The organism is Cellulomonas sp., from assembly GCF_017744555.1.
Lineage (GTDB): Bacteria > Actinomycetota > Actinomycetes > Actinomycetales > Cellulomonadaceae > Cellulomonas.
The window spans coordinates 63,108-83,248 of the sequence record NZ_JAGIBD010000015.1 but is presented as its reverse complement, the minus strand read 5'-3'; the positions used below and the strand labels follow the sequence as shown (position 1 = coordinate 83,248).

The following is a 20,141-nucleotide window of genomic DNA, read 5'->3' as shown; positions in this document are numbered from 1 at the left end:
GGACGATGGCCGCGAACAGGTCCCGCTTCCACGGGAGCACCGCGCCGCCGCCGCGGCGCGTCACCTTGGGCACGGGGCAGCCGAAGTTCAGGTCGACGTGGTCGGCGCGGTCCTCCTCGACCAGCAGCCGGACCGCCGCGCCGACCGTGGTCGGGTCGACGCCGTAGAGCTGCACCGAGCGCGGCACCTCGTCGGGCTCGAACGCGATGATCCGGAACGACTCGGGGCTGCGCTCGACGAGCGCGCGGCTCGTCAGCATCTCCGCGACGTACAGCCCGGCCCCCGACTCGCGGCACAGCCGCCGGAACGCCGCGTTCGTGACGCCGGCCATCGGTGCGAGCACGACGGGCGTGTCGACCGTGATCGGCCCGATGCGCAGCGGCGGGAGCGCCGGGCTCGCACCGGTCACGGGCGTGGCGGGGACGGGGGTGGACGCGGGCACCCGCCCATTGTCCCCCACGGCCCCGCCGCGGCCCACGCCCGCACCCCGCAGCGGTTGTGACGGCCCGTACGGCGCGGCTAACGTCCCGGCGTGACCGACCTGCCCCCGCCCCCGCCCGGCGCGACGCGCATCGACTTCCGCGGGGGTGCGACGCCGTTGCTGACCGTGAGCGTCGCGCTGGCCGCGCTGCTCGCGGTGGGCTGCGGCGTCATGCTCGCCGGCCCGCTGACGTCGGAGAACGACGACCCGACCACGATCGCCCTGGCGCGGGTCGTGCTGATCTGCGGCGTGCTGCTGTTCGGTGCGGTGGCCCTGGGCGGGGTCGTGACGCTACGGAACCTGCGGCGCCCGGCCGGCATGCTCGTCGACCACGACGGCCTGGACTGGTGGCAGGGGCACGACCGCGTACGGCTCGCGTCGTGGGACGAGGTCGGCGCGGTCGCGGTGTCCTACATGCGCAAGCCCGTCGCCCTGAGCGCGGGTGCCGCGATCGGCAACGCGCTGATCGGCGTGCAGGGCTGGTCGCTCGAGATCTGGACGCGCGAGGCGACGCTCGGCGGCCGGTCGCGGCGGCTCCTGCACGTGCCGGCCGATCCCGCCCCCGTCGACGGGCTCCCGCCCGTGCGCTACCGGCTGTTCCTCGCACCGTCGCCCGACGTCGCGCGGGCGACCGCCGAGGCCGTCGCCGCGGCCGCACCGCAGCGCTGGATCGGCACCGTCGAGCGGCCGTGGAACTCGGTTCCCGGCAGCTGACGACGCCGTGGGGCCTCCGCCCGCCGACCGGCGACGACACGCGGGTCCGCGCGCGGCGGCGCGCTCGTCAGCCGTCGGGCGCCCACCGCGCGAGCAGGTCGCGGAACCGGTCCGCGGCCTCGGCGCGGCGCGGCTCCTCGGGCGTGCCCCCCGCACCCCCGGCGAGCGCCGCCTCGGCGTCCGCGAACCGCGCCTCGACCCACGCGCGCAGCACGTCCGGCACGACGCCGTCGCCGAGCTCGCGCGTGACGGCCTTGGCCGCGACGAGGTCGTCGACGGCCGCGCGGACCTCGGCGGGCGGCGGCGCCTGGTCGAGCAGCTCGCCGAGGTTCATGGGTGGCGTGGGCGCGTCGTGCGCCGCGAGCCAGTGCAGGACGGCGGCGGGCCGGACCGCGTAGAACACCCGCTTGAGCGGCACGCGCGCGCCGTCGGCGGCGCCGCTGCGACGCCAGTGGTCCGTGCCGACGTGCAGGTGGTGACGCACCAGCCCGGCGCGGTCGCCGACCGCGTCGACGAGCGCCAGCAGCTCGTCGCGGAAGCCCGCCTCCCCGCCGTACACGAGCGGGGACCGCAGCCACTCGCCGACGGTGGCGTTGCCCTTGACCGCCAGCCGTACCGCCTTGAGCACGTCCCAGCCGCTGACGTCGAGGACCGCGTCGAGCGGCGTCTCGACCACGTCGCGCGGCGGCCACGGGTCCAGGTAGCGCGCGACCGGGCGGACGTACAGGAAGCGGCAGTCGTAGTCCGAGTCGGGCGACGGGAAGCCCCAGGCCCGGCTCCCGGACTCGACCGCCCAGGCGACGTGGACGCCCTCGGCCGCCGCGACTCCGGCCAGGCGCGCGTCGACCGCGGCCACGACCGCGGGGTCCAGGGACCCCGGCAGGTCGTGGCCGCGCGGCGCGACGCGCGGCGCGCCGGGCACGACGTCAGGCGCCGACGAGGCGCTGCGCGAGGTAGGCCGTGACCTGGTCGAGCGCGACCCGCTGCTGCGACATGTCGTCGCGGTGGCGGATCGTCACGGCCTGGTCCTCGAGCGTGTCGAAGTCGACCGTGATGCAGAACGGCGTGCCGATCTCGTCCTGCCGGCGGTACCGGCGGCCGATCGCGCCGGCGTCATCGAAGTCGACGTTCCAGCTGCGCCGCAGCTCGGCGGCGAGGTCGCGCGCCTTGGGGCTGAGCGCCTCGTTGCGCGACAGCGGCAGCACGGCGGCCTTGACCGGCGCGAGGCGCGGGTCGAGCTTGAGCACCGTGCGCTTGTCGACGCCGCCCTTGGTGTTGGGGGCCTCGTCCTCGTGGTACGACTCCACGAGGAACGCCATGAGCGAGCGGGTGAGGCCCGCGGCCGGCTCGATGACGTACGGCACGTAGCGCTCGTTCTTGGCCTGGTCGAAGAACGACAGGTCCTGGCCCGAGTGCTCGCTGTGCGTGCCGAGGTCGAAGTCGGTGCGGTTGGCGATGCCCTCGAGCTCGCCCCACTCGCTGCCGGTGAAGCCGAACCGGTACTCGATGTCGACCGTGCGCTTGGAGTAGTGCGAGAGCTTCTCGGCGGGGTGCTCGTAGTGGCGCAGGTTCTCGCGGTCGATGCCGAGGTCGACGTACCAGTCGGTGCGGGTGTCGATCCAGTACTGGTGCCACGTCTCGTCGGTGCCGGGCTCGACGAAGAACTCCATCTCCATCTGCTCGAACTCGCGCGTGCGGAAGATGAAGTTGCCGGGCGTGATCTCGTTGCGGAACGACTTGCCGATCTGGCCGATGCCGAACGGCGGGCGCATGCGCGCCGAGGTGTAGACGTTCTTGAAGTTCACGAAGATGCCCTGCGCGGTCTCGGGGCGCAGGTAGTACAGGCCCGACTCGTCCTCGATCGGGCCGAGGTACGTCTTGAGCATCATGTTGAAGTCGCGGGGCTCGGTCCACTGGCCGCGCGTGCCGCAGTTGGGGCAGGCGATCTCGGCGAGGCCGCCCTCGGGCGCACGGCCCTTCTTCTCCTCGAACTCCTCGATCATCTGGTCCTCGCGGAACCGCTTGTGACAGCTCAGGCACTCCGTCAGCGGGTCCGTGAAGACGCCGACGTGGCCCGAGGCGACCCACACCTGGCGGGGCAGGATGACGGACGAGTCCAGGCCGACGATGTCGTCGCGGCTGGTCACCATCGTGCGCCACCACTGGCGCTTGATGTTCTCCTTGAGCTCGACGCCGAGCGGGCCGTAGTCCCACGCCGACCGGGTACCTCCGTAGATCTCACCGCTCGGGAAGACGAAGCCCCGGCGCTTGGCCAGGGAGACGACGGAGTCCAGGCGGGACGGTGCAGCCACGAGCGATCACTCCAGAGTGGTGGCGCCCGCGGCTGGAGGTCGCGGGCTGGGGGGACCGTGGCCGGGTGCCACGGTCGGCGTCGTCGCACAGGCTACCGGGCGGCGCCGCGCCGCTGGTCAGCGTTTTGACAATGGTTCTCGTCTCGTTGAGAATCATTGTCATGTTCACCTCAGGTCGACGAGCGCTCCTGCGCCTCGCACCGCTCGCCGTCCTCCCCGTCGTCCTCACGGGCTGCGCACAGTCGGCCGGGTCCGACGACGACACCGTCCACGTGCTCGCGTCGTTCTACCCGCTGCAGATGATCGCCGAGCAGGTCGGCGGCGACCGCGTCACGGTCGACTCGCTCACGCCGCCCGGCGCCGAGCCGCACGACGTCGAGCTCTCCCCCGCCCAGGTCTCGCGGATCGACCGCGCCGACCTCGTCGTCTACCTGTCGGGCTTCCAGGCGGCGGTCGACGAGGCGATCGAGCAGACGTCGCCCGAGCGCGTGGTCGACGTGGCCGACGTCGAGGACCTGCTGACGCTCGAGCAGGAGGGCACGGAGAGCCACGCGGACGAGATCGACCACGCCGACGAGGACAGCCACGACCACGGGGCCCTCGACCCGCACTTCTGGCTCGACCCGAGCCGCATGCCCGCCGCGGTCGACGCCGTCACCGACGCGCTGAGCCAGGCGGACCCCGAGAACACCGACGAGTACCGGGCGAACGCCGACGCACTCAACGCCCGGTTCGACGACCTCGACCAGCGGTACACCGAGGGCCTGGCCTCGTGCGACACCCGCACGTTCGTCACCTCGCACGAGGCGTTCGGCTATCTCGCCCACCGGTACGACCTGCACCAGGTCGGCATCTCCGGGCTCGACCCCGACGCGGAGCCGTCGCCCAAGCGGCTCGCCGCGGTCGAGGACATCGTCCGCGAGGAAGGCGTGACGACGATCTTCTTCGAGCAGCTCGTCAGCCCCAAGGTCGCCCGGACGCTCGCGGCCGACCTGGGCATCGACGCCGCCGTCCTCGACCCGATCGAGGGCGTCACGGGCGACGCGGACTACTTCTCGATCGCCGACGACAACCTCGCCGCGCTGCGCGTGGCATTGTCCTGCTCGTGAGCACGGCCATGCCCCACGCCACCGCCGAAGCACCCGTCGTCCAGGCCCACGGCCTCGGGGTCGCGCTCGGCGGGCAGCACATCCTGTCCGGCGTCGACCTCAGCGTCGCGTCGGGCGAGGTCCTCGCGCTGCTCGGCGCGAACGGCTCCGGCAAGTCGACGCTCGTGCGCGCGCTGCTCGGCGTCGTCCCGACCACCACCGGCACCGTCCACCTGTTCGGCGCGCCGCTCGGCCCGTCGGCCCCCTGGTCCCGCATCGGGTACGTCCCGCAGCGCCTGCCCGCCGCGGCCGGCGTCCCGTCGACGGCCCTCGAGGTCGTCACGTCGGGCCTCCTGCACGGCCGCACGCTGCGCCTCCCGCACGGTGCCCGCCGCCGCGCGCTCGACGCGCTCGCCGAGGTCGACCTGTCCGACCGCGCGCACCAGCGCGTCCAGGACATGTCCGGCGGCCAGCAACAGCGCGTGCTCATCGCGCGCGCGCTCGTCCGCCGCCCCGACCTGCTCGTGCTCGACGAGCCGACGTCCGGCATCGACATCCCCACACAGGCGACGTTCGTCGACACGGTCGCCCGCCTGCGCGACGCCGGCACGACGATCGTCGTGATCCTGCACGAGCTCGGTCCGTTCGCCCCGCTCATCGACCGCGCGGTCGTGCTCCGGCACGGGCGCGTGGTGCACGACGGCGCACCGCCGCGGCCCCGCAGCGACCACGCGGACGACCACCACGACCACACGCACGCCCACCCGGACCCCGAGCCACCGCCGACCGGTCCGACGCTCTCCGTGGAGGTGGGGCCATGACGATGGACCAGGTCGTCGAGATGCTCACCTCGCCGCTCATGCAGCGGGCCCTCCTCGCCGCCGTGCTCGTCGGCGCCGCCGCCCCCGTGGTCGGCACGTTCCTCGTGCAGCGCCGCATGGCGCTCATGGGCGACGGCATCGGGCACGTCGCGCTCACCGGCGTCGCGCTCGGCTGGCTCGTCGGCTCGTGGGCGAACCTCGTGCCGCAGGACGCGCTCGCCGTGCCCGGCGCGGTCGTCGCGGCCGTCATCGGGTCGGTCGTCATCGAGCTCGTCCGCGAACGCGGCCGCACCAGCGGCGACCTCGCGCTCGCGCTCATGTTCTACGGCGGCATCGCGGGCGGTGTGCTGCTCATCAAGGTCGCGGGCGGCACCAACGCGAACCTCATCAGCTACCTGTTCGGCTCGATCTCGACCGTCTCGACGACCGACCTGTGGTGGACCGCCGCGCTCGCCGCCGTCGTGCTCGGTGTCGGTCTCGGACTGCGGACCGCGCTGTTCGCCGTGAGCCACGACGAGGAGTTCGCCCGGGCCAGCGGCCTGCCCGTCCGCGTGCTGTCGATGCTCGTCGCGACGATCGCCGCCCTCACCGTCACCATCGCGATGCGGGTCGTCGGCCTGCTGCTCGTGAGCGCGTTGATGATCGTGCCCGTCGCGATCGCCCAGCTCTACGCCCGCTCGTTCGGCCGGACCATGGCTGCCGCGAGCATCACGGGCGTCGTCGTGAGCGTCGTCGGGCTCGTGCTCACGTACTGGCAGGACATCCCGCCGGGCGCGACGATCGTCGTCCTCGCCGTGCTCGTCTACGCCGTCGCCGCGGCGCTGCGACCCGCGCTGAGACGGCCGCAACCCGTCCGCGACCCCCACCCCGACATGGTCGACGACGTGCTGCTGGCCGACGACGACGTCGACGAGATGTGCGTCGACGAGCCGGACCCCGCAGCGCCGAGCCGCTGACGCCCGGGCCACCCGCCCGGCGTTCCCCTGCCGGCGCGGCCGATCCGATTCGGCCCGGACGGGCCCTGCAGGGGAAGATCGGGACGTGACGGACGTCCGAGAGGCCTACGGGCTCGGTGGGGCACCCATCGGGATCGCGGTCATCGTGCTGTTCGCGATCGTGATGGCGCGCTCGCACGCCACGTACTGGGCCGGGCGCGCGGTCACGCGGGGCGCGCAGCAGGTCCACGGCGGCGACAGCGGGCCGGGCTGGTGGCGGTCCACGATCGAACGCCTCGAGCGCTGGACCAGCACCCGCGCGGCCCAGCGAGGGCTCGACCTCGTGCGCCGCTGGGGTGCCGTCGCCGTGACGCTCGCCTACCTCACGATCGGCCTGCAGACCGCGGTCTTCGCGTCGGCGGGCCTCGTCAAGATGCGCTACCTGCGGTTCTCGCTCGCGTCGATCCCCGGGGCGATCGTGTGGGCGATCGTGTGGGCGACCGTCGGGTTCGGGGCCTTCTGGGGTGCGCTCGCCTTGTTCGCGGCCTCTCCGTGGGCGCTGCTCGCCGTGGTCGTGGTGCTGCTCATGGTCGTCGTGTGGATCGTGCGGCACCGCCTGCTGCGCCACGCGGCCGACGTCGCCGACGACGAGCGGGCCGACGCGCTCGACTGAGCGTCGCCCACGCCACTGCCCTGCCGACCGGCAGCGCGCCGACCCTGCCACGCGCTCCCGGTCCGCACCTGGACCGGCGTCAGGAGCCGGCGGCGGTCTGCGGCTGGGACACGCAGAACTGGTTGCCGTCGGGGTCGGCGAGCACGGCCCACGAGAACGGGCCCTCGGTGTGCCGTGCGACGAACGTGGCCCCCGCCGCGACCAGCTCGTCGACAGCCGCGGCCGGGTCCGACGGGTGCAGGTCGAGGTGGACCCGGTTCTTGCCGGGGGTCGGGTCTGGCACCTTCTGGAAGCCGAGCCGCAGGCCCGCGCCGTCGGCCGGCTCGACCGCCACGAACCACCCCTCGGCCTCGTCGACCACGGTCCCGCCGGTCCTCGCGGCCCACCAGGCCGCCAACGCACGGGCGTCGAGCGTGTCGAACGTGACCATCTCCACCGTCATCGTCGTCGTCATGCCAGCGACCGTAGCGGCAGGGTCCGACATCGCCGCAGGTCAGGCGGAAGTGACACCCGGCCGGTCGACCGCCCCGCCGTACCGCCGGTCCCGCTGCGCGTAGATCTCGCACGCGCGCCACAGGTGCCGCCGGTCGACGTCGGGCCACGGCTCGTCGAGGAACACGAGCTCGGCGTACGCGGCCTGCCAGATCATGAAGTTCGACGTGCGCTGCTCACCCGACGACCGCAGGAACAGGTCGACGTCGGGCAGGTCGGGCTCGTCCAGGTACTTCGCGAACAGCTTCTCGTTGACGCGATCCGCCTTGACGCGGCCGGCGGCGACGTCCCGCGCGATCGCCTGCGCGGCGTCCGCGATCTCCGCCCGACCGCCGTAGTTCACGCACATGGTCAGGGTGCAGGTCGAGTTCCCCGCGGTCAGCCGCTCGGCCTCCTCGAGCTCGGCGATCACCGACCGCCACAGCCGCGGACGACGACCGGCCCATCGCACCCGCACGCCCCACGAGTTCATGATGTCGCGGCGGCGGCGCAGGACGTCCCGGTTGAAGCCCATGAGGAAGCGCACCTCCTCGGGCGAGCGCGACCAGTTCTCCGTCGAGAACGCGTACGCCGACACGTGCTGCACGCCGATCTCGATGGCCCCCGCGACGACGTCGAGCAGCGACGCCTCGCCCGCCCGATGGCCCTCGATCCGCGGCAGCCCGCGGGCGTTGGCCCACCGGCCGTTGCCGTCCATGACGATCGCGACGTGCTTCGGCACGAACTCGAGCGGGATCGCCGGTGGGCGCGCGCCGGACGGGTGCGGGAAGGGAGGCTGGGGCACGCGCCCATTCTGCCGGGTCCACGTGGGCGTCCAGGCGCTCGTCAGTCGACCGACGGCACCAGTCCGGCGAACCTGCGCGAGGCGTCCACGAGGTCGACACGGTGCAGCCCGTCGACCTCGGCGGACGTGAACCAGCGGGCGTCGTCGCTCGACCCGTCGACCTCCACGGTCAGCTCGCCGCCGACGACGTGCGCGCGGTACACGATCCGCAGCGCGTGCAGCGGCACGTCGGCGTACGGCTGCCGGTGCTCCGTCGGGATGACGATCGAGTCGACCCCCAGCAGCTCGTCGACGACCACGTCGTAGCCGGTCTCCTCACGGACCTCCCGGACGACCGCGTCGACCGGGTGCTCCCCCGGGTCGAGGCCACCGCCCGGCATCGACCAGGCGTTGCGCTGCGGCCCCTCGTTCCAGTGCGACAGCAGCAGCCGCCCCTCGTCGTCCAGCACCACGGCGTACGCGGCGACCCTCAGCTGCACGTCATCCCCTCCTGGTCGTCGTCCGCGGGCCGGCGGGCGCCCGGGACGAGGCATTCTGCCGCACGGTTCTCTGCAACCGCAGGGTTGCATCTCTGCGTCGGGCGCGCCTATCGTGAAATGCAACCGCACCGTTGCACACGAGGAGGAAGCCGACATGAGCACGAGCCTCACCCTGACCTTCACCACCGACCGGACACCCGAGGAGGCGTTCGCCGCGATCAACGACGTGCGCGCCTGGTGGTCCGGCCCGCCGGCCCCGACCCAGCCGCAGATCGAGGGCCGCACCGACCGCCTCGGCGAGGAGTTCACGTACCGCGTCACGGACCTGCACTGGACGAGGTTCCGGATCACCGAGCTCGTCGCGCCCCGCCGCGTCGCGTGGCTCACGCTCGACAGCGAGCTCACGTTCGTCCAGGACCGGCAGGAGTGGACCGGCACGACCGTGACGTTCGACGTCACGGAGCGCGACGGCCGCACGCAGGTCGTGTTCACGCACGTCGGGCTCGTGCCCGAGCACGAGTGCTACGACGTGTGCGACGACGCGTGGAGCTCGTACGTCCTGGGCAACCTGCGCACCCTCATCGACACCGGCTCGCCCGTCGCAGCCCCGGCCGGCCACCTCGCGGCGGCCGACGCCCTCCGCTGAACCTGCCGCCGATGGTCGGGCGGTCAGACCCGCTCGACCATCGGCAGCGACCGCAGCTGACGCTCCAGGTGGAACTGACAGAACGCAGCCACGAGCCCGTTCCCCTCGCCCCGGTGCCGCTCGGCGCTCGCGTCCGCGACCGCCCAGTCACCCGCCAGCAGCGCGGCCAGCAGGGCGAACGTCTCGGGCGCGGGTGCGGCGGACCCCGGAGGGCGGCACGCCCGGCACACGGCCCCGCCCGACGCCACGGCGAACGACGAGTGCGGGCCGGGCTCGCCGCAGCGGGCGCAGTCCGTGAAGCTCGGCGCCCACCCCGCGACCGCGAGGGCTCGCAGCAGGTACGAGTCGAGGACCAGACCCGGCGCGTGCTCGCGGCCGGCCAGCGCCCGCACGGCACCGACGAGCAGCCAGTACTGCTGCAGCGCCGGCTCGCGCTCCGCCTCGACGAGCCGCTCGGCCGTCTCGAGCATCACCGTGCCCGCCGTGTACAGCGTGTAGTCCTCGCACACCGGCCTGCCGTACGCGCCGATGGTCTCGGCCTGCGTGACGATGTCGAGGTTGCGGCCGGTGCTCAGCTGCAGGTCGACGTGCATGAACGGCTCGAGCCGGGACCCGAACCGGGACGACGTGCGGCGCACGCCCTTGCCCACCGCACGGACCTTGCCGTGCGTGCGGGTCAGCAGGGTGACGATCCGGTCGGCCTCGCCCAGCTTGTGGGTGCGCAGGACGATCGCCTCGTCGCGGTAGAGGCTCACCGGTTCATTGTCCCCTGCGCCGCCGACACCCTCCGCGGGACACGCTCGGCCCGGGGTGAGGGCGGCGTGCAGAACGGGTGCCGGCGGCGCGGGGCTCGCACGGTCGGGTCGGTCGCCGGGGTCGCCGACGGCCGGCCTGCCGCATCCGCCCGGCCGCGGTGGTGGGCAGCGGGACGGAAGTCAGGGCCGGCGTGCCGTGCGGGTCAGCGCACGGAAGGCACGCGTCGGCGGTCTCAGCGCTCGTGCCGGTTGACGGCCGAGATGATGGCCTTGAGCGAGGCCGTCGTGATGGACGGGTCGATGCCGACCCCCCACAGGATCTGGTCGCCGATCGCGCACTCCACGTACGCGGCAGCCGTGGCGTCGCCGCCCGACGAGAGGGCGTGCTCGGCGTAGTCGAGCACCGCGATGTCGACGCCGACGGACTTCACCGCGTCGACGAACGCCGCGACCGGGCCGTTGCCCGAGCCCTCGAGCGTGCGCGGCTCGCCGCGGTCGAGGAGGTCGACCGTGAGCGTGTCCGGCCCGTCCTCGACGCTGGTCGCACGGGTGGCGCGCAGCTTGAACCGCCCCCACGGGTCGAGCGGACCACCCGGCTCCACCGGCAGGTACTCGTCGTTGAAGATCCGCCACAGGTCGTCCGCGGTGACCTCCGAGCCATGCTCGTCGGTGTGCCGCTGCACCACCTGCGAGAACTCGATCTGGAGCCGACGCGGCAGGTCGAGGTCCTTCTCCGACTTCATCAGGTAGCTGATGCCACCCTTCCCGGACTGTGAGTTGACCCGGATGATCGCCTCGTACGAGCGACCCACGTCCTTCGGGTCGATCGGCAGGTACGGCACGGCCCACACCAGGTCGTCGACCGCCTTGTGCTGCCGGGCCGCGTTCGCCTCCATGGCGGTCAGGCCCTTCTTGATGGCGTCCTGGTGGGAGCCCGAGAAGGCCGTGAACACCAGGTCGCCGCCGTACGGGTGCCGCTCGTGCACGGGCAGCTGGTTGCAGCGCTCGACCGTCCGGCGGATGTGGTCGATGTCGGAGAAGTCCAGCTCAGGGTCGATGCCCTGGCTGAACAGGTTGAGGCCGAGCGTCACCAGGCAGACGTTGCCTGTGCGCTCACCGTTGCCGAACAGGCAGCCCTCGATGCGGTCCGCGCCGGCCAGGTAGCCCAGCTCGGCGGCCGCGACACCGGTGCCCCGGTCGTTGTGCGGGTGCAGCGACAGCACGACGTTCTCGCGGTGACGCAGGTTGCGGCTCATCCACTCGATCGAGTCGGCGTACACGTTCGGCGTCGCCATCTCGACCGTCGCCGGCAGGTTGATGATGACCTTCTTGTCCGACGTCGGGCCCAGCTCGTCGAGCACCGCGTTGCAGATCCGCAGCGCGAACTCGAGCTCCGTGCCCGTGTACGACTCCGGGGAGTACTCGTAGAACACGTCCGTGTCCGGGATGAGCTCCTCGTACTTCTTGCAGAACCGCGCCCCCGACACCGCGATGTCGACGATCCCGTCCTCGTCGGACCGGAACACGACCTCGCGCTGCAGCGTGGACGTCGAGTTGTACAGGTGGACGATCGCCTGCTTGGCGCCGGCGATCGCCTCGTACGTGCGCTCGATCAGGTGCTCACGGGCCTGCGTCAGCACCTGGATGACGACGTCGTCCGGGATCCGGTTCTCCTCGATGAGCATCCGGACGAAGTCGAAGTCCGTCTGCGACGCCGACGGGAAGCCGACCTCGATCTCCTTGAACCCCATCTGGACGAGCAGCTCGAACATCTCGAGCTTGCGGGCCGGGTTCATGGGCTCGATCAGCGCCTGGTTCCCGTCGCGCAGGTCGACCGCGCACCAGCGCGGGGCCTTCGTCATCTTCGCGTCGGGCCACCGGCGGTCCGGCAGGTCGACCCGGATCTGCTCGTGGAACGGGCGGTACTTGTGGATCGGCATCGTGGACGGCCGCTGGGGGCTCGTCTCGAGGTAGCTCATCGGGTTCTCGTCCTTCGTTGCGGTTTCGGCGGGCTCAGCCGGCGCACGGAACTCCGCGACGAGGATGCGGCCTAGAGGGCCTCGTCGCGGCAGCGAAGAAGGAGGGTGATCCGGAGCACGTCGTCACCATACCCCCGTGGACGCGCAGGTCTGCAAGCCGGTCCGCGCGGCAAGACACGCCGCGCACCGTCCGGCGTCAGCGGAGCGCGACGAGCCGGCCGTCACCCGTCGCGTACAGGTGGCCGCCGAGCTGCAGGACCCGGCTCGACCCGTCGGGCAACGGCGCCGTCCAGTCGATCCGCCCGGTCTCAAGGTCGAGCGCCACGAGCGTCGCCCCCTCTTCCGGCGTCGTCCGCTCGAGCAGCAGGTGCACGCCGTCCGTGAACGCCCGGCCGAGCCCCAGGCCGAACGTCCGGCGCCACATCTGCACGCCGGTGCGCTCGTCGATCCCGACGAGCGCGCCCGCGACCCGGAGCACGACGCGGTCGTCGACGACCGCGGCAATCTCCCGCGCAGGCGCGAACGCGCGCCACAAGGGTTCCTCGCGACCCGGCCGGTACGCACTCACCCGCCCCACGAGCGGGCCGCCCGCGAGGGCACCCGACGTGAAGACGAGCCCGGACAGGTGGTCGTCGACCTCGGGCTCGACGGGGACGCCCCGGGCCGTGAGCCACGGCTGCCCCTCACCCGTCGACAGCTCCGACATCACGTCGACCCCGACCGCCTCGAGCCGGTACCGCGTCCGCACGAGCGTCCCGTCCTCGAGCATGCGCGTCTCGTCGGTGCCCGCCGTGCGGTGCGCGGGCCGCACCTGCTCACCCGTCGCGGCGCGCAGCACCAGCGTGGACCCGCTCACGGTCGCGACGACGAGGCCGCCGCCCACCCGCAGCGTCACGTCACCCACGGCCGGCACCGTGATCGCGGCACCGTCGCGGCGCTCCCAGACGACCTCCGCGCTCATCGGGTCGATCCGGCGCACCGCGAACGCGCCCCACCAGTACGTCGCGACCACGACGTCGTCGCCCAGGGTGGTGGCCGCGACCACCCGGCCCTCGACGTGGTGCGACGCGAGCACGTCTCCGGTGCGTGCGTCCACCACGAGCAGCGCGGCGGGCGCCGGCGCGGGCGGCAGCTCACCCGGGGCGAGGTCGCGCTGGTCCGGAGGGGGGCCCTCACCCGCGAGGCACACCAGCCGGCCACCGAGCTCGTGGCACCGCACCTGCGTCGGTGACGGGTCGGCCGCGAGCGGGACCGTCCACCGCTGCGCCCCGGTGACGACGTCGACGCCGACGAGAGACCGGTGCTGCAGGTCCGGGCCGTCGACCACGACGACCGTGTCGCCGACGAGCAGCGGCGGCACCGTCTCGTCGAACGGCACCGACCAGCGGACGGCCGGCCCGGCGTCGAGCTCCTGCACCGCGCCGGGGAAGGCCGCGGCCGCCAGCACGTGCCGACGCTCCTGCGCCGTGACCATCGCGGGCGTGACCAGGCCGAACGCGACGACCAGACCGACGAGCGCGGCCAGCGTCAGCGCCGCGAGCAGCGGGCGGCGCAGCGCCCAGCCGCCGAGCCGGCGACCCTCGTCCTGCCAGCGCGACGGCGCCGGGCGCACGTCCGCGGCACCGTCGGCGTCGACCTCGTCCACGACGACGGACTGCATGGGGGCACCGAGGCTCGCGGGCCTCATGGGCCCACGGTAGACCGCATGCCCGACGACGCCGCCCCGGCCCGTGGCTCAGTGCAGGACGACGGTCTCCGTCGCGGTCTGGACGACGAGCCGACCGCCCACGCCGACGACCCGCTGGACGTGCGACGGCAGCGACACCGCCCAGAACCGGGTGCCGTCGTCCAGCCCGAGACCGACCAGCATCGGCGCACCCGCGTCGTCGATCGCCGGTCCCAGCACGAGGCTGCCGTCCGAGATCGGCAGCCACGGGACCTGCTGCCCCACGTCGAACGACCACTTCTGCTTACCGTCGCCCGCGTCGACGACGCCGTAGTGGGTGAGGCCGGACACGAGCAGCCGGTGCGCCACGACGGACTGCACGTCGAGCGCCTGCTCGACCGACCAGCGCGGCTCGCCGGTGCCGGCATCGATCGCGGACAGCGACTTGCCGTCGTCGAGCACCACGACGTCGTCGGTGCTCCCGTCGTCGACGAGCGCCCGCACGGGCAGGCCCGGCACGTCGTACAGGGTCTCGCCGTCGCGGTCGTACATGTGGCCACCCCCGACGGAGGCCCACGTCGCGAAGTGGTCGCCGACCGAGGCGACCTGCAGCCCGCGGAAACGGGGGCCCGTCAGCAGCACGTCGCCGTCCGCGCCGTCGAGCACCGCCGTCGACCCGTCGTCGACCACGACGACCGCGCCGTCCACCCGGACGCTCGCCGTCCCGCCCGAGCCGGCGACGGGCAGCAGGCTCGGACTCCGGTACCGCCACACTGCGTTGCCCGTGACCCCGTCGCGGCGCTCGACCATGACGCGGCCCTCGTCGACCCAGCCGACGACGAGGTCGTCGCCGACCCGGTCGGCACCCACCATGCTCTGCGGGACCTCCCAGGCGCCCAGCCGGGTGCCGTGCGACGCCGACAGCGCGACGACCCGTGTGCGCACCGGCGGCTCGCCGATCGCGGCGCGCGAGTACAGCACGCCCGGCCGGGTCACGAGGCACAGGATCGTCGGGCCGACGTCGCCGCCGTCCGACGGGCACCACGCCGCGCTGCTCTCGAACCCCGCCCGCTGCGGCGGTCCGAGCGTCGCCGACCACCGCGCCGCACCCGTGGCCGCGTCGTGCGACGTCGCGACCCAGCCCTCGAGGGTCTCGCTGACGAGCACGAGAGCGTCACCCGAGGCGACGACGCCGTCGGCGTCCGGGACGCCGGGAGCCCGCCACGCCACGGTCGGCGCACCGTCGAGCGGCCGGACCAGGCCCGGCACCGCACCGACACGCGCGACGTAGGCCCGGTCGCGGGCCGCGCTGACGAGCGCGGTGGCGGCCACGGCCAGGGCCAGGACTGCCGCGGCCACCCACCACCACCGGCGCCGACGCGTACGGACTGGCGACCGGGTGCCGTCGTCGGAACCGCCACGGTACGCGGCCCCGTGGTGGGGCCAGCCGTTGTCGTGCGGGTCGAGTGCCGGGGCGCCCTCGAGGTCGGGGTCGTCGACCTCGATCTGCTGCATCCTCGCAGCGGGACGCCTGCCCGTCATGGTGTCGAGCCTAGGACAAACCGGGCAGGCCAGGGGCCCTGACGAGCCGCAGCGAGCAGTCACCGAACGTCACGGTCGACCCCACGCGCAGCCGCACCTGCTGGTCCACCCCGCACACCACCTGGCCGCCGTCCGGCAGGGTCACCACCGTGCCGTTCGTCGAGCCGCGGTCGGCGATCCACACGCCGCCCGGCTCGACGCCGATCTGCAGGTGTGTCTTCGACACCGACCTGGCCGGGTCGACGACGCGGATCAGCTGCACGTCGACGTCGGCCGCAGGGTTGCGTCCCACCAGCGCCGTCCGGTCGATCGTGAGCAGACGGCCGTCGGACAGCTCGATCTCCGCGCTCGCCGGCGGGAGCGCACCGCTCGCGGGGCGGTCCGCGACGACGTCCCCGCGCGGTGCGGCACGGCGCGTCACCTCGACGTCGGGGTCGAGCCCGACGGGTTCGGCGAGCTGCCGGACGATCGGGACGGCGCGCGTGTCGAGGTCGGGCCCGCTGCGCTGCGGTGCGAGCGGGGCGAGCACGAGCGACGGCTGCGCGCCCTCGTCGAGCCACGCGTCGAGCTGCGCCGTGGCGGCTCCCGGCGTCGGGCCCGCCCACACCGGGACGGCGGCGGTGGTGACGCGGGGCTCGACGAGGTCGTTGCCGTCCGGCGGCCACGGCGCTGCCACCGGCACCGCGAGCGCCGCGGCACGCTCGGCGGCGACTCCTGCGCGCACGTCGAGCACCTCGTCGCGCGCGGCCAGGTCGAGCCAGCCACGGCGACGGCCGGTCCGGTCGAGCAGCGGCGACACGAGAACCAGCAGCAGGCCGACGCCGCACGCGAGCGACCCCGCGAGGAGCACCAGGCCGCGGCCCAGCACCCGCGACAGGCCGATCGGCAGGCGGGACTCGACGTCGAGCGTCCGGATGCCCGTGGCGAGCCGGCCGACCGTCCAGCCGCGACGTGCGAGGGTCACCCACTGGACCACGAGGACCGCGGCGACCAGGAGCGACCCGACGAGCAGCGCCGGGCCCGACGGAGCGACTAGCGCACCCGTGCCGGCGGCGGACGCGGCCCTCAGGTCGGCGACCCAGCTCAGCCACGCGCGCGCCACCACCCAGCCGCCGAGCAGCAGGACGACCGCCTGGTCGACGAGGTACGCGACGGCGCGGCGCCCGAGCGTGGCGAGGGCGGCGTCGTCGACGGACGGCGCGTGGAGGTGGTGCGGCACGGGTGCTCCGTCGGGTGGCGTGGTGGGGGTCATGACGTGCCTCGGCGGCCGCCCGGACCGCGCCCGCGGCGAGCGTCGCGGCGCTGACGGCGACGGTGCCGCAGCGACGCCGTCGAGACGCGGGAGCGCAGCCGCCGGCGCCAGCCGACCCCGCTGCGCATCGCCGAGACGGCGGCCTCGACCTGCGTCCAGTACGCCGCCGCGGTCCGGTCGTCGGGCGACCCCTGGCCGAACACGGCGTGGTCGGCCGAACGGGCCAGGTCCCGCACGGCGGTCCGCACGGTCGCCGCGTGGTCCGCGTCGCCGTCCGCGAACGAGGACGCGAGCGCGTGCGCGGACTCCAGACGGGTCGCGGTCGGCGGCGCCGGCCGTCGCAGGTCGCGCGCGGCGTCGAGGACCTCGTCCCAGCCGCCTGCGACCCGGACGACCGAGTCGGGCGCCCGCCGGCGCCGGCGGCGGCGCCGGGCCTTGAGCGCACCGACGACCACGAACGGCGCGGCGAGCAGCACGAGCGGGATCGAGACGACGCCCGCCACCTCGGCCACCCGGCGCCACAGCGGGTCACCGGTGCCCTGGTCGTCGTCGGTGTCGTTGTTCGGCTGCTCGGTGTCCTCGTCGGGCGGGTTCACGACGGCGGGCGGCGCCGGCGGCGGCTGCACGACCTGCGGATCCGGCTGCGTGGGCTTCTGCTCGACGTCCTCCTGCGGCGTCTGCGTGCGCGGCGGCGTCGGGTCGAACGGCACCCACCCCTCGCCGGCGAACGCGATCTCGACCCACGCCTGCACGTCCTTGCCGCGGACCTCGACCGGCCCCTCCTGCCCCGCAGACTCCGGGATGAAGCCCAGCACCACACGCGCGGGCAGGCCCATCTCGCGGGCGAGGAGCGCGAGCGCCGCGGCGTACTGCTCGCCGTCGCCAACCATGACGTCGCCGGCGAGCAACGACGTGATCCGGTCCGCGCCGTGCCCGGACAGCGAGGGGAAGTCGCCCGCCTCGACGTTGCCGTGGCTGAAGTACCCCTCCTCCGACAGCCACCGCGTCAGCGCGCGTGCGATTCCGACCGGGCTGCCGGCGTCCCGCGCGACGTCGGTCGCGGTCGTCTTGACGGCGTCGGGTGGGCCGACGACCGTCGGCTGGGGCACAGGCTCCGCCGGCGCACGGCCGATCTCCTCGTCGTCGGGCGTCCTCGGGACCACCACGTCGGCGGTGTAGCGCAGGCCCTTGTGCACGCCTCCGGTGAGGACCGCTCCCCCTGTCGCGTCGTTGTACCGGAGGCCGGCGGCCGCATCCGGGTCGTCGACCCTGATCGACCGGGCCTCGCCGACCGTCGGGAGCCACACGCCTCGCAGCCCCTCCACCGTGAACGACACGTGCGCCTCGTCGCCGCGCACCGACGGCTCGAGGTCCTCGCCGACCCGGCGGAACTCGCCCGACGCCTCGGCGCTCCCGTCACCGGCGACGTTCCACACGACACCGTCGTAGCGGTCCATCGTGGCGAGCCGGACGCGGCCCCCCGCGGGCAGGCCTTCGACCGTGAAGAGGGTCGTGTCCTCCTCCTGCTTCGTGAACTGGCGGAACGCCGCCAGCGGGCTCGGGTAGTCGCGGGGGTCGAACGGCGGCACGATCTCGTCGCGCACCACCAGACGCGGCGTGTCGCCCACGACGAACGGCGCACCCGCGACCGCGGCCGCGCCGGCGACCGTCAGCAGCAGGCCCGACGCGACGACCCGGCGGACGCGGAACGCCCCGGACCGGGCGGCCGCCCACGGCAGCAGGACGAGCGCGAGCACCGTCCCGGTGAGCACGGGCGGCACGGTCGGGTTCCGCGTACCGAGGACGATCACGACGACCATGACCACGACCGGCACGAGCGCCGCGGTCGTCGCCGCCGAGCGACGCTCGACGCGCAGGGTCAGCGCGAGCGCGGTCGCCGAGCCGACGAGCGCGAGCAGCAGGGCGGCGACGAGCAGCGAGCCCGTCGAGCCGACCGGGGGCTGGAGCGTCAGCACCTGCTTCCACGCGGCGGCGGGGCCGGTGACGAGCGCCGTCAGCGTCGCGCGCGTCGGGAGCACGCCGTCGAGCGTCGTGGGCGCGGCGAGCGGCCCGCCCGCCAGCGCGTAGACGGCGATCACGGCGGCGACCGTGGTGACCGCCGACCACCGCCAGGCCGCGGAGGCGACAGCGACAGCGGTCCCGAGCACCAGGCCGCCCGCCACCGCCGGGAGCGCCGACGTGCCGCCGTGCACGGCGAGCAGCGGGGTGAGGACGAGGGCCAGGCAGCCGACGAGGCACAGCACGTCGACGACCGACTGGGGGGTGGTGCGCGGGCGCGCGGTGCCGGCGCGCGACGCGGTCGCCGCGCGGGTCGCTGTCGCCTCGCGGGTGGCGGCGGTGGCCGTGGCGGTCACGCGACCACCCGGCGCATCAGCCGCGGCAGGTCGTCCAGGGTGCCGATCGTCGCGAGGCTCAGCGAGCCCTGCGTCCGGACCGCCACCTCGGCACCCCGCTCGCACCGCACCACGACGGTCCGCGTGCCCGTCGCGACGTGCCGTGCGCCGAGGCGCAGGTCGGACTCCGCCGGGACGGAGCCGGTCACGAGCATCGCGACCGACGCGTCGGGGGCCTCACGGGCCACCCGCCGACCGAGCAGCGCCGCACCCGCTCCGCTCGGTGCGACCGCGAGGCCCGAGCAGTCGTCGAGCAGGAGGGCGGGCGTCTGCACGCGCAGCGACCCCGGCCCGGCGAGGACGGCCAGGTCGCGCTCCTCCCGGATCGTCTGCACGCCCACCGACGCCAGCACCGACACGGCCAGCTCGAACTCGTCGTCGTCCGCGTAGTCCCGCGGGTCCGTGGCCAGCACGAGCGCCGTCTGCGTGCGGCGGGTGTCCTCGAACTGCTTCACCATGAGGCTGCCGCGACGGGCGGTCGTCCTCCAGTGGATGTACCGGCGGTCGTCGCCCGCCACGTAGTCCCGCAGCGCGTGGAACGACAGGTCGGAGTCCGACAGGTCGCGGGTCGACTGGCCCTCGAGGTCGCGCAGCAGGCCCGAGCTCGCGCCTGCGAGCGAGACGAGCAGCGGGTGCACGTACAGGTCGACGGGCTGCGTCCACACCACGCTGCGGCGGGCCAGCCCGAACGGGTCGCCACGGACCGAGCGGACGGGTCCCACCACGACCACGGCCCGCCGCGACGTCGGGATCGCGAACAGCTCGTCGTGCGTCGCGCCCGCGGCCAGCGCCGGCACACCGAGGTCGGCGACGGCCGCACCCACCGGCAGCTCGATGCGGGACGGCAGCGCGCGCCGGCGGCCGACGTTGCGCACCTCGACGCGACCGACGGCCCGCTCCCCGATCCGCACGCGCCGGTCCGCCATGTCGAGGCGCACCTCGTAGCGGCTGCGGCCCGTCGTGAGCAGGAGCGCCACGACCACCACCGCGGCCAGGGCAGCACCCAGCGCCGCGGCTTCCAGCCACCCGAAGCGACGGCCCAGCACGAGCGCGACCACGGCGACCGCGGCCACGCCCCAGCCGAGCGGGGAGATGCGCAGGCTCACGC

Annotated in this window: 19 protein-coding genes; 6 read left to right on the top strand and 13 right to left on the bottom strand. The window is 74.2% G+C overall.

Annotated features, from left to right (window positions below):
- A partial coding sequence (locus tag J7523_RS11750) for a tRNA-dihydrouridine synthase (protein ID WP_291886543.1) occupies positions 1-442 on the bottom strand: 442 nt, incomplete at its 3' end.
- Between the two features lie 90 nt (positions 443-532).
- Here J7523_RS11750 and J7523_RS11745 point away from each other — a divergent pair.
- Positions 533-1,195 (top strand): hypothetical protein, encoded by a 663-nt coding sequence (locus J7523_RS11745; protein ID WP_291886542.1) that lies wholly within the window; start codon positions 533-535, stop codon positions 1,193-1,195.
- A gap of 67 nt (positions 1,196-1,262) precedes the next feature.
- On the opposite strand, the gene J7523_RS11740 is transcribed toward J7523_RS11745, so the two are convergent.
- On the bottom strand, positions 1,263-2,117 hold the full coding sequence (locus J7523_RS11740) for a nucleotidyltransferase domain-containing protein (RefSeq protein WP_291886540.1): 855 nt from the start codon (positions 2,115-2,117) through the stop codon (positions 1,263-1,265).
- Positions 2,118-2,121: 4 nt separating this feature from the next.
- Positions 2,122-3,507: a glycine--tRNA ligase gene (locus J7523_RS11735; RefSeq protein WP_291886538.1), complete on the bottom strand. Its 1,386-nt coding sequence runs from the start codon at positions 3,505-3,507 to the stop codon at positions 2,122-2,124.
- A 161-nt stretch (positions 3,508-3,668) separates the two neighbouring features.
- On the opposite strand from J7523_RS11735, the gene J7523_RS11730 reads away from it, so the two are divergent.
- The 4 genes from J7523_RS11730 to J7523_RS11715 all read left to right on the top strand — a co-directional run bounded on the left by J7523_RS11730 (position 3,669) and on the right by J7523_RS11715 (position 7,024).
- Positions 3,669-4,616: a metal ABC transporter substrate-binding protein gene (locus tag J7523_RS11730; protein ID WP_291886535.1), complete on the top strand. Its 948-nt coding sequence runs from the start codon at positions 3,669-3,671 to the stop codon at positions 4,614-4,616.
- 8 nt (positions 4,617-4,624) lie between these two features.
- Positions 4,625-5,416: an ATP-binding cassette domain-containing protein gene (locus J7523_RS11725; protein WP_291886553.1), complete on the top strand. Its 792-nt coding sequence runs from the start codon at positions 4,625-4,627 to the stop codon at positions 5,414-5,416.
- Positions 5,413-6,372 carry a metal ABC transporter permease gene (locus J7523_RS11720; protein WP_291886534.1) on the top strand — a complete coding sequence of 320 codons (960 nt, stop codon included), beginning with the start codon at positions 5,413-5,415 and terminating at the stop codon, positions 6,370-6,372. The genes J7523_RS11725 and J7523_RS11720 overlap by 4 nt, the downstream gene beginning before the upstream one ends.
- A gap of 85 nt (positions 6,373-6,457) precedes the next feature.
- Positions 6,458-7,024, top strand: a complete 567-nt coding sequence (locus tag J7523_RS11715; RefSeq protein ID WP_291886532.1) for a VTT domain-containing protein — start codon at positions 6,458-6,460, stop codon at positions 7,022-7,024.
- 79 nt (positions 7,025-7,103) lie between these two features.
- On the opposite strand, the gene J7523_RS11710 is transcribed toward J7523_RS11715, so the two are convergent.
- The 3 genes from J7523_RS11710 to J7523_RS11700 are packed head-to-tail and all read right to left on the bottom strand — an operon-like array spanning position 7,104 to position 8,779.
- Positions 7,104-7,478, bottom strand: a complete 375-nt coding sequence (locus J7523_RS11710) for a VOC family protein (protein ID WP_291886529.1) — start codon at positions 7,476-7,478, stop codon at positions 7,104-7,106.
- Between the two features lie 39 nt (positions 7,479-7,517).
- On the bottom strand, positions 7,518-8,300 hold the full coding sequence (locus tag J7523_RS11705) for an isoprenyl transferase (RefSeq protein ID WP_291886527.1): 783 nt from the start codon (positions 8,298-8,300) through the stop codon (positions 7,518-7,520).
- 41 nt (positions 8,301-8,341) lie between these two features.
- Positions 8,342-8,779, bottom strand: a complete 438-nt coding sequence (locus tag J7523_RS11700; protein ID WP_291886525.1) for an NUDIX hydrolase — start codon at positions 8,777-8,779, stop codon at positions 8,342-8,344.
- Positions 8,780-8,933: 154 nt separating this feature from the next.
- Between J7523_RS11700 and J7523_RS11695 the strand changes: the two genes are divergently transcribed.
- Positions 8,934-9,425, top strand: coding sequence for an SRPBCC domain-containing protein (locus tag J7523_RS11695; RefSeq protein ID WP_291886523.1), 492 nt, complete (start codon positions 8,934-8,936; stop codon positions 9,423-9,425).
- Between the two features lie 23 nt (positions 9,426-9,448).
- Here the strand turns inward: J7523_RS11695 and recO are convergent, their stop codons facing one another.
- The 7 genes from recO to J7523_RS11660 all read right to left on the bottom strand — a co-directional run bounded on the left by recO (position 9,449) and on the right by J7523_RS11660 (position 20,139).
- Positions 9,449-10,180 (bottom strand): DNA repair protein RecO, encoded by a 732-nt coding sequence (gene recO / locus J7523_RS11690; RefSeq protein ID WP_291886521.1) that lies wholly within the window; start codon positions 10,178-10,180, stop codon positions 9,449-9,451.
- 233 nt (positions 10,181-10,413) lie between these two features.
- Complete coding sequence (gene leuA, locus J7523_RS11685) at positions 10,414-12,159, bottom strand: 2-isopropylmalate synthase (RefSeq protein WP_291886519.1); 1,746 nt, start codon at positions 12,157-12,159, stop codon at positions 10,414-10,416.
- A gap of 196 nt (positions 12,160-12,355) precedes the next feature.
- Positions 12,356-13,846, bottom strand: coding sequence for a PQQ-binding-like beta-propeller repeat protein (locus tag J7523_RS11680; RefSeq protein WP_291886517.1), 1,491 nt, complete (start codon positions 13,844-13,846; stop codon positions 12,356-12,358).
- A 48-nt stretch (positions 13,847-13,894) separates the two neighbouring features.
- On the bottom strand, positions 13,895-15,367 hold the full coding sequence (locus J7523_RS11675; RefSeq protein ID WP_291886515.1) for a PQQ-binding-like beta-propeller repeat protein: 1,473 nt from the start codon (positions 15,365-15,367) through the stop codon (positions 13,895-13,897).
- A 10-nt stretch (positions 15,368-15,377) separates the two neighbouring features.
- Complete coding sequence (locus tag J7523_RS11670) at positions 15,378-16,586, bottom strand: RDD family protein (protein ID WP_291886513.1); 1,209 nt, start codon at positions 16,584-16,586, stop codon at positions 15,378-15,380.
- A 29-nt stretch (positions 16,587-16,615) separates the two neighbouring features.
- Positions 16,616-18,994 (bottom strand): transglutaminase domain-containing protein, encoded by a 2,379-nt coding sequence (locus J7523_RS11665; protein WP_291886511.1) that lies wholly within the window; start codon positions 18,992-18,994, stop codon positions 16,616-16,618.
- Entirely contained in the window at positions 18,991-20,139 is a 1,149-nt protein-coding gene (locus tag J7523_RS11660; protein ID WP_291886508.1) for a DUF58 domain-containing protein, read from the bottom strand. Before J7523_RS11660 ends, J7523_RS11665 begins: the two co-directional genes overlap by 4 nt.
- Positions 20,140-20,141: the final 2 nt, after the last annotated feature.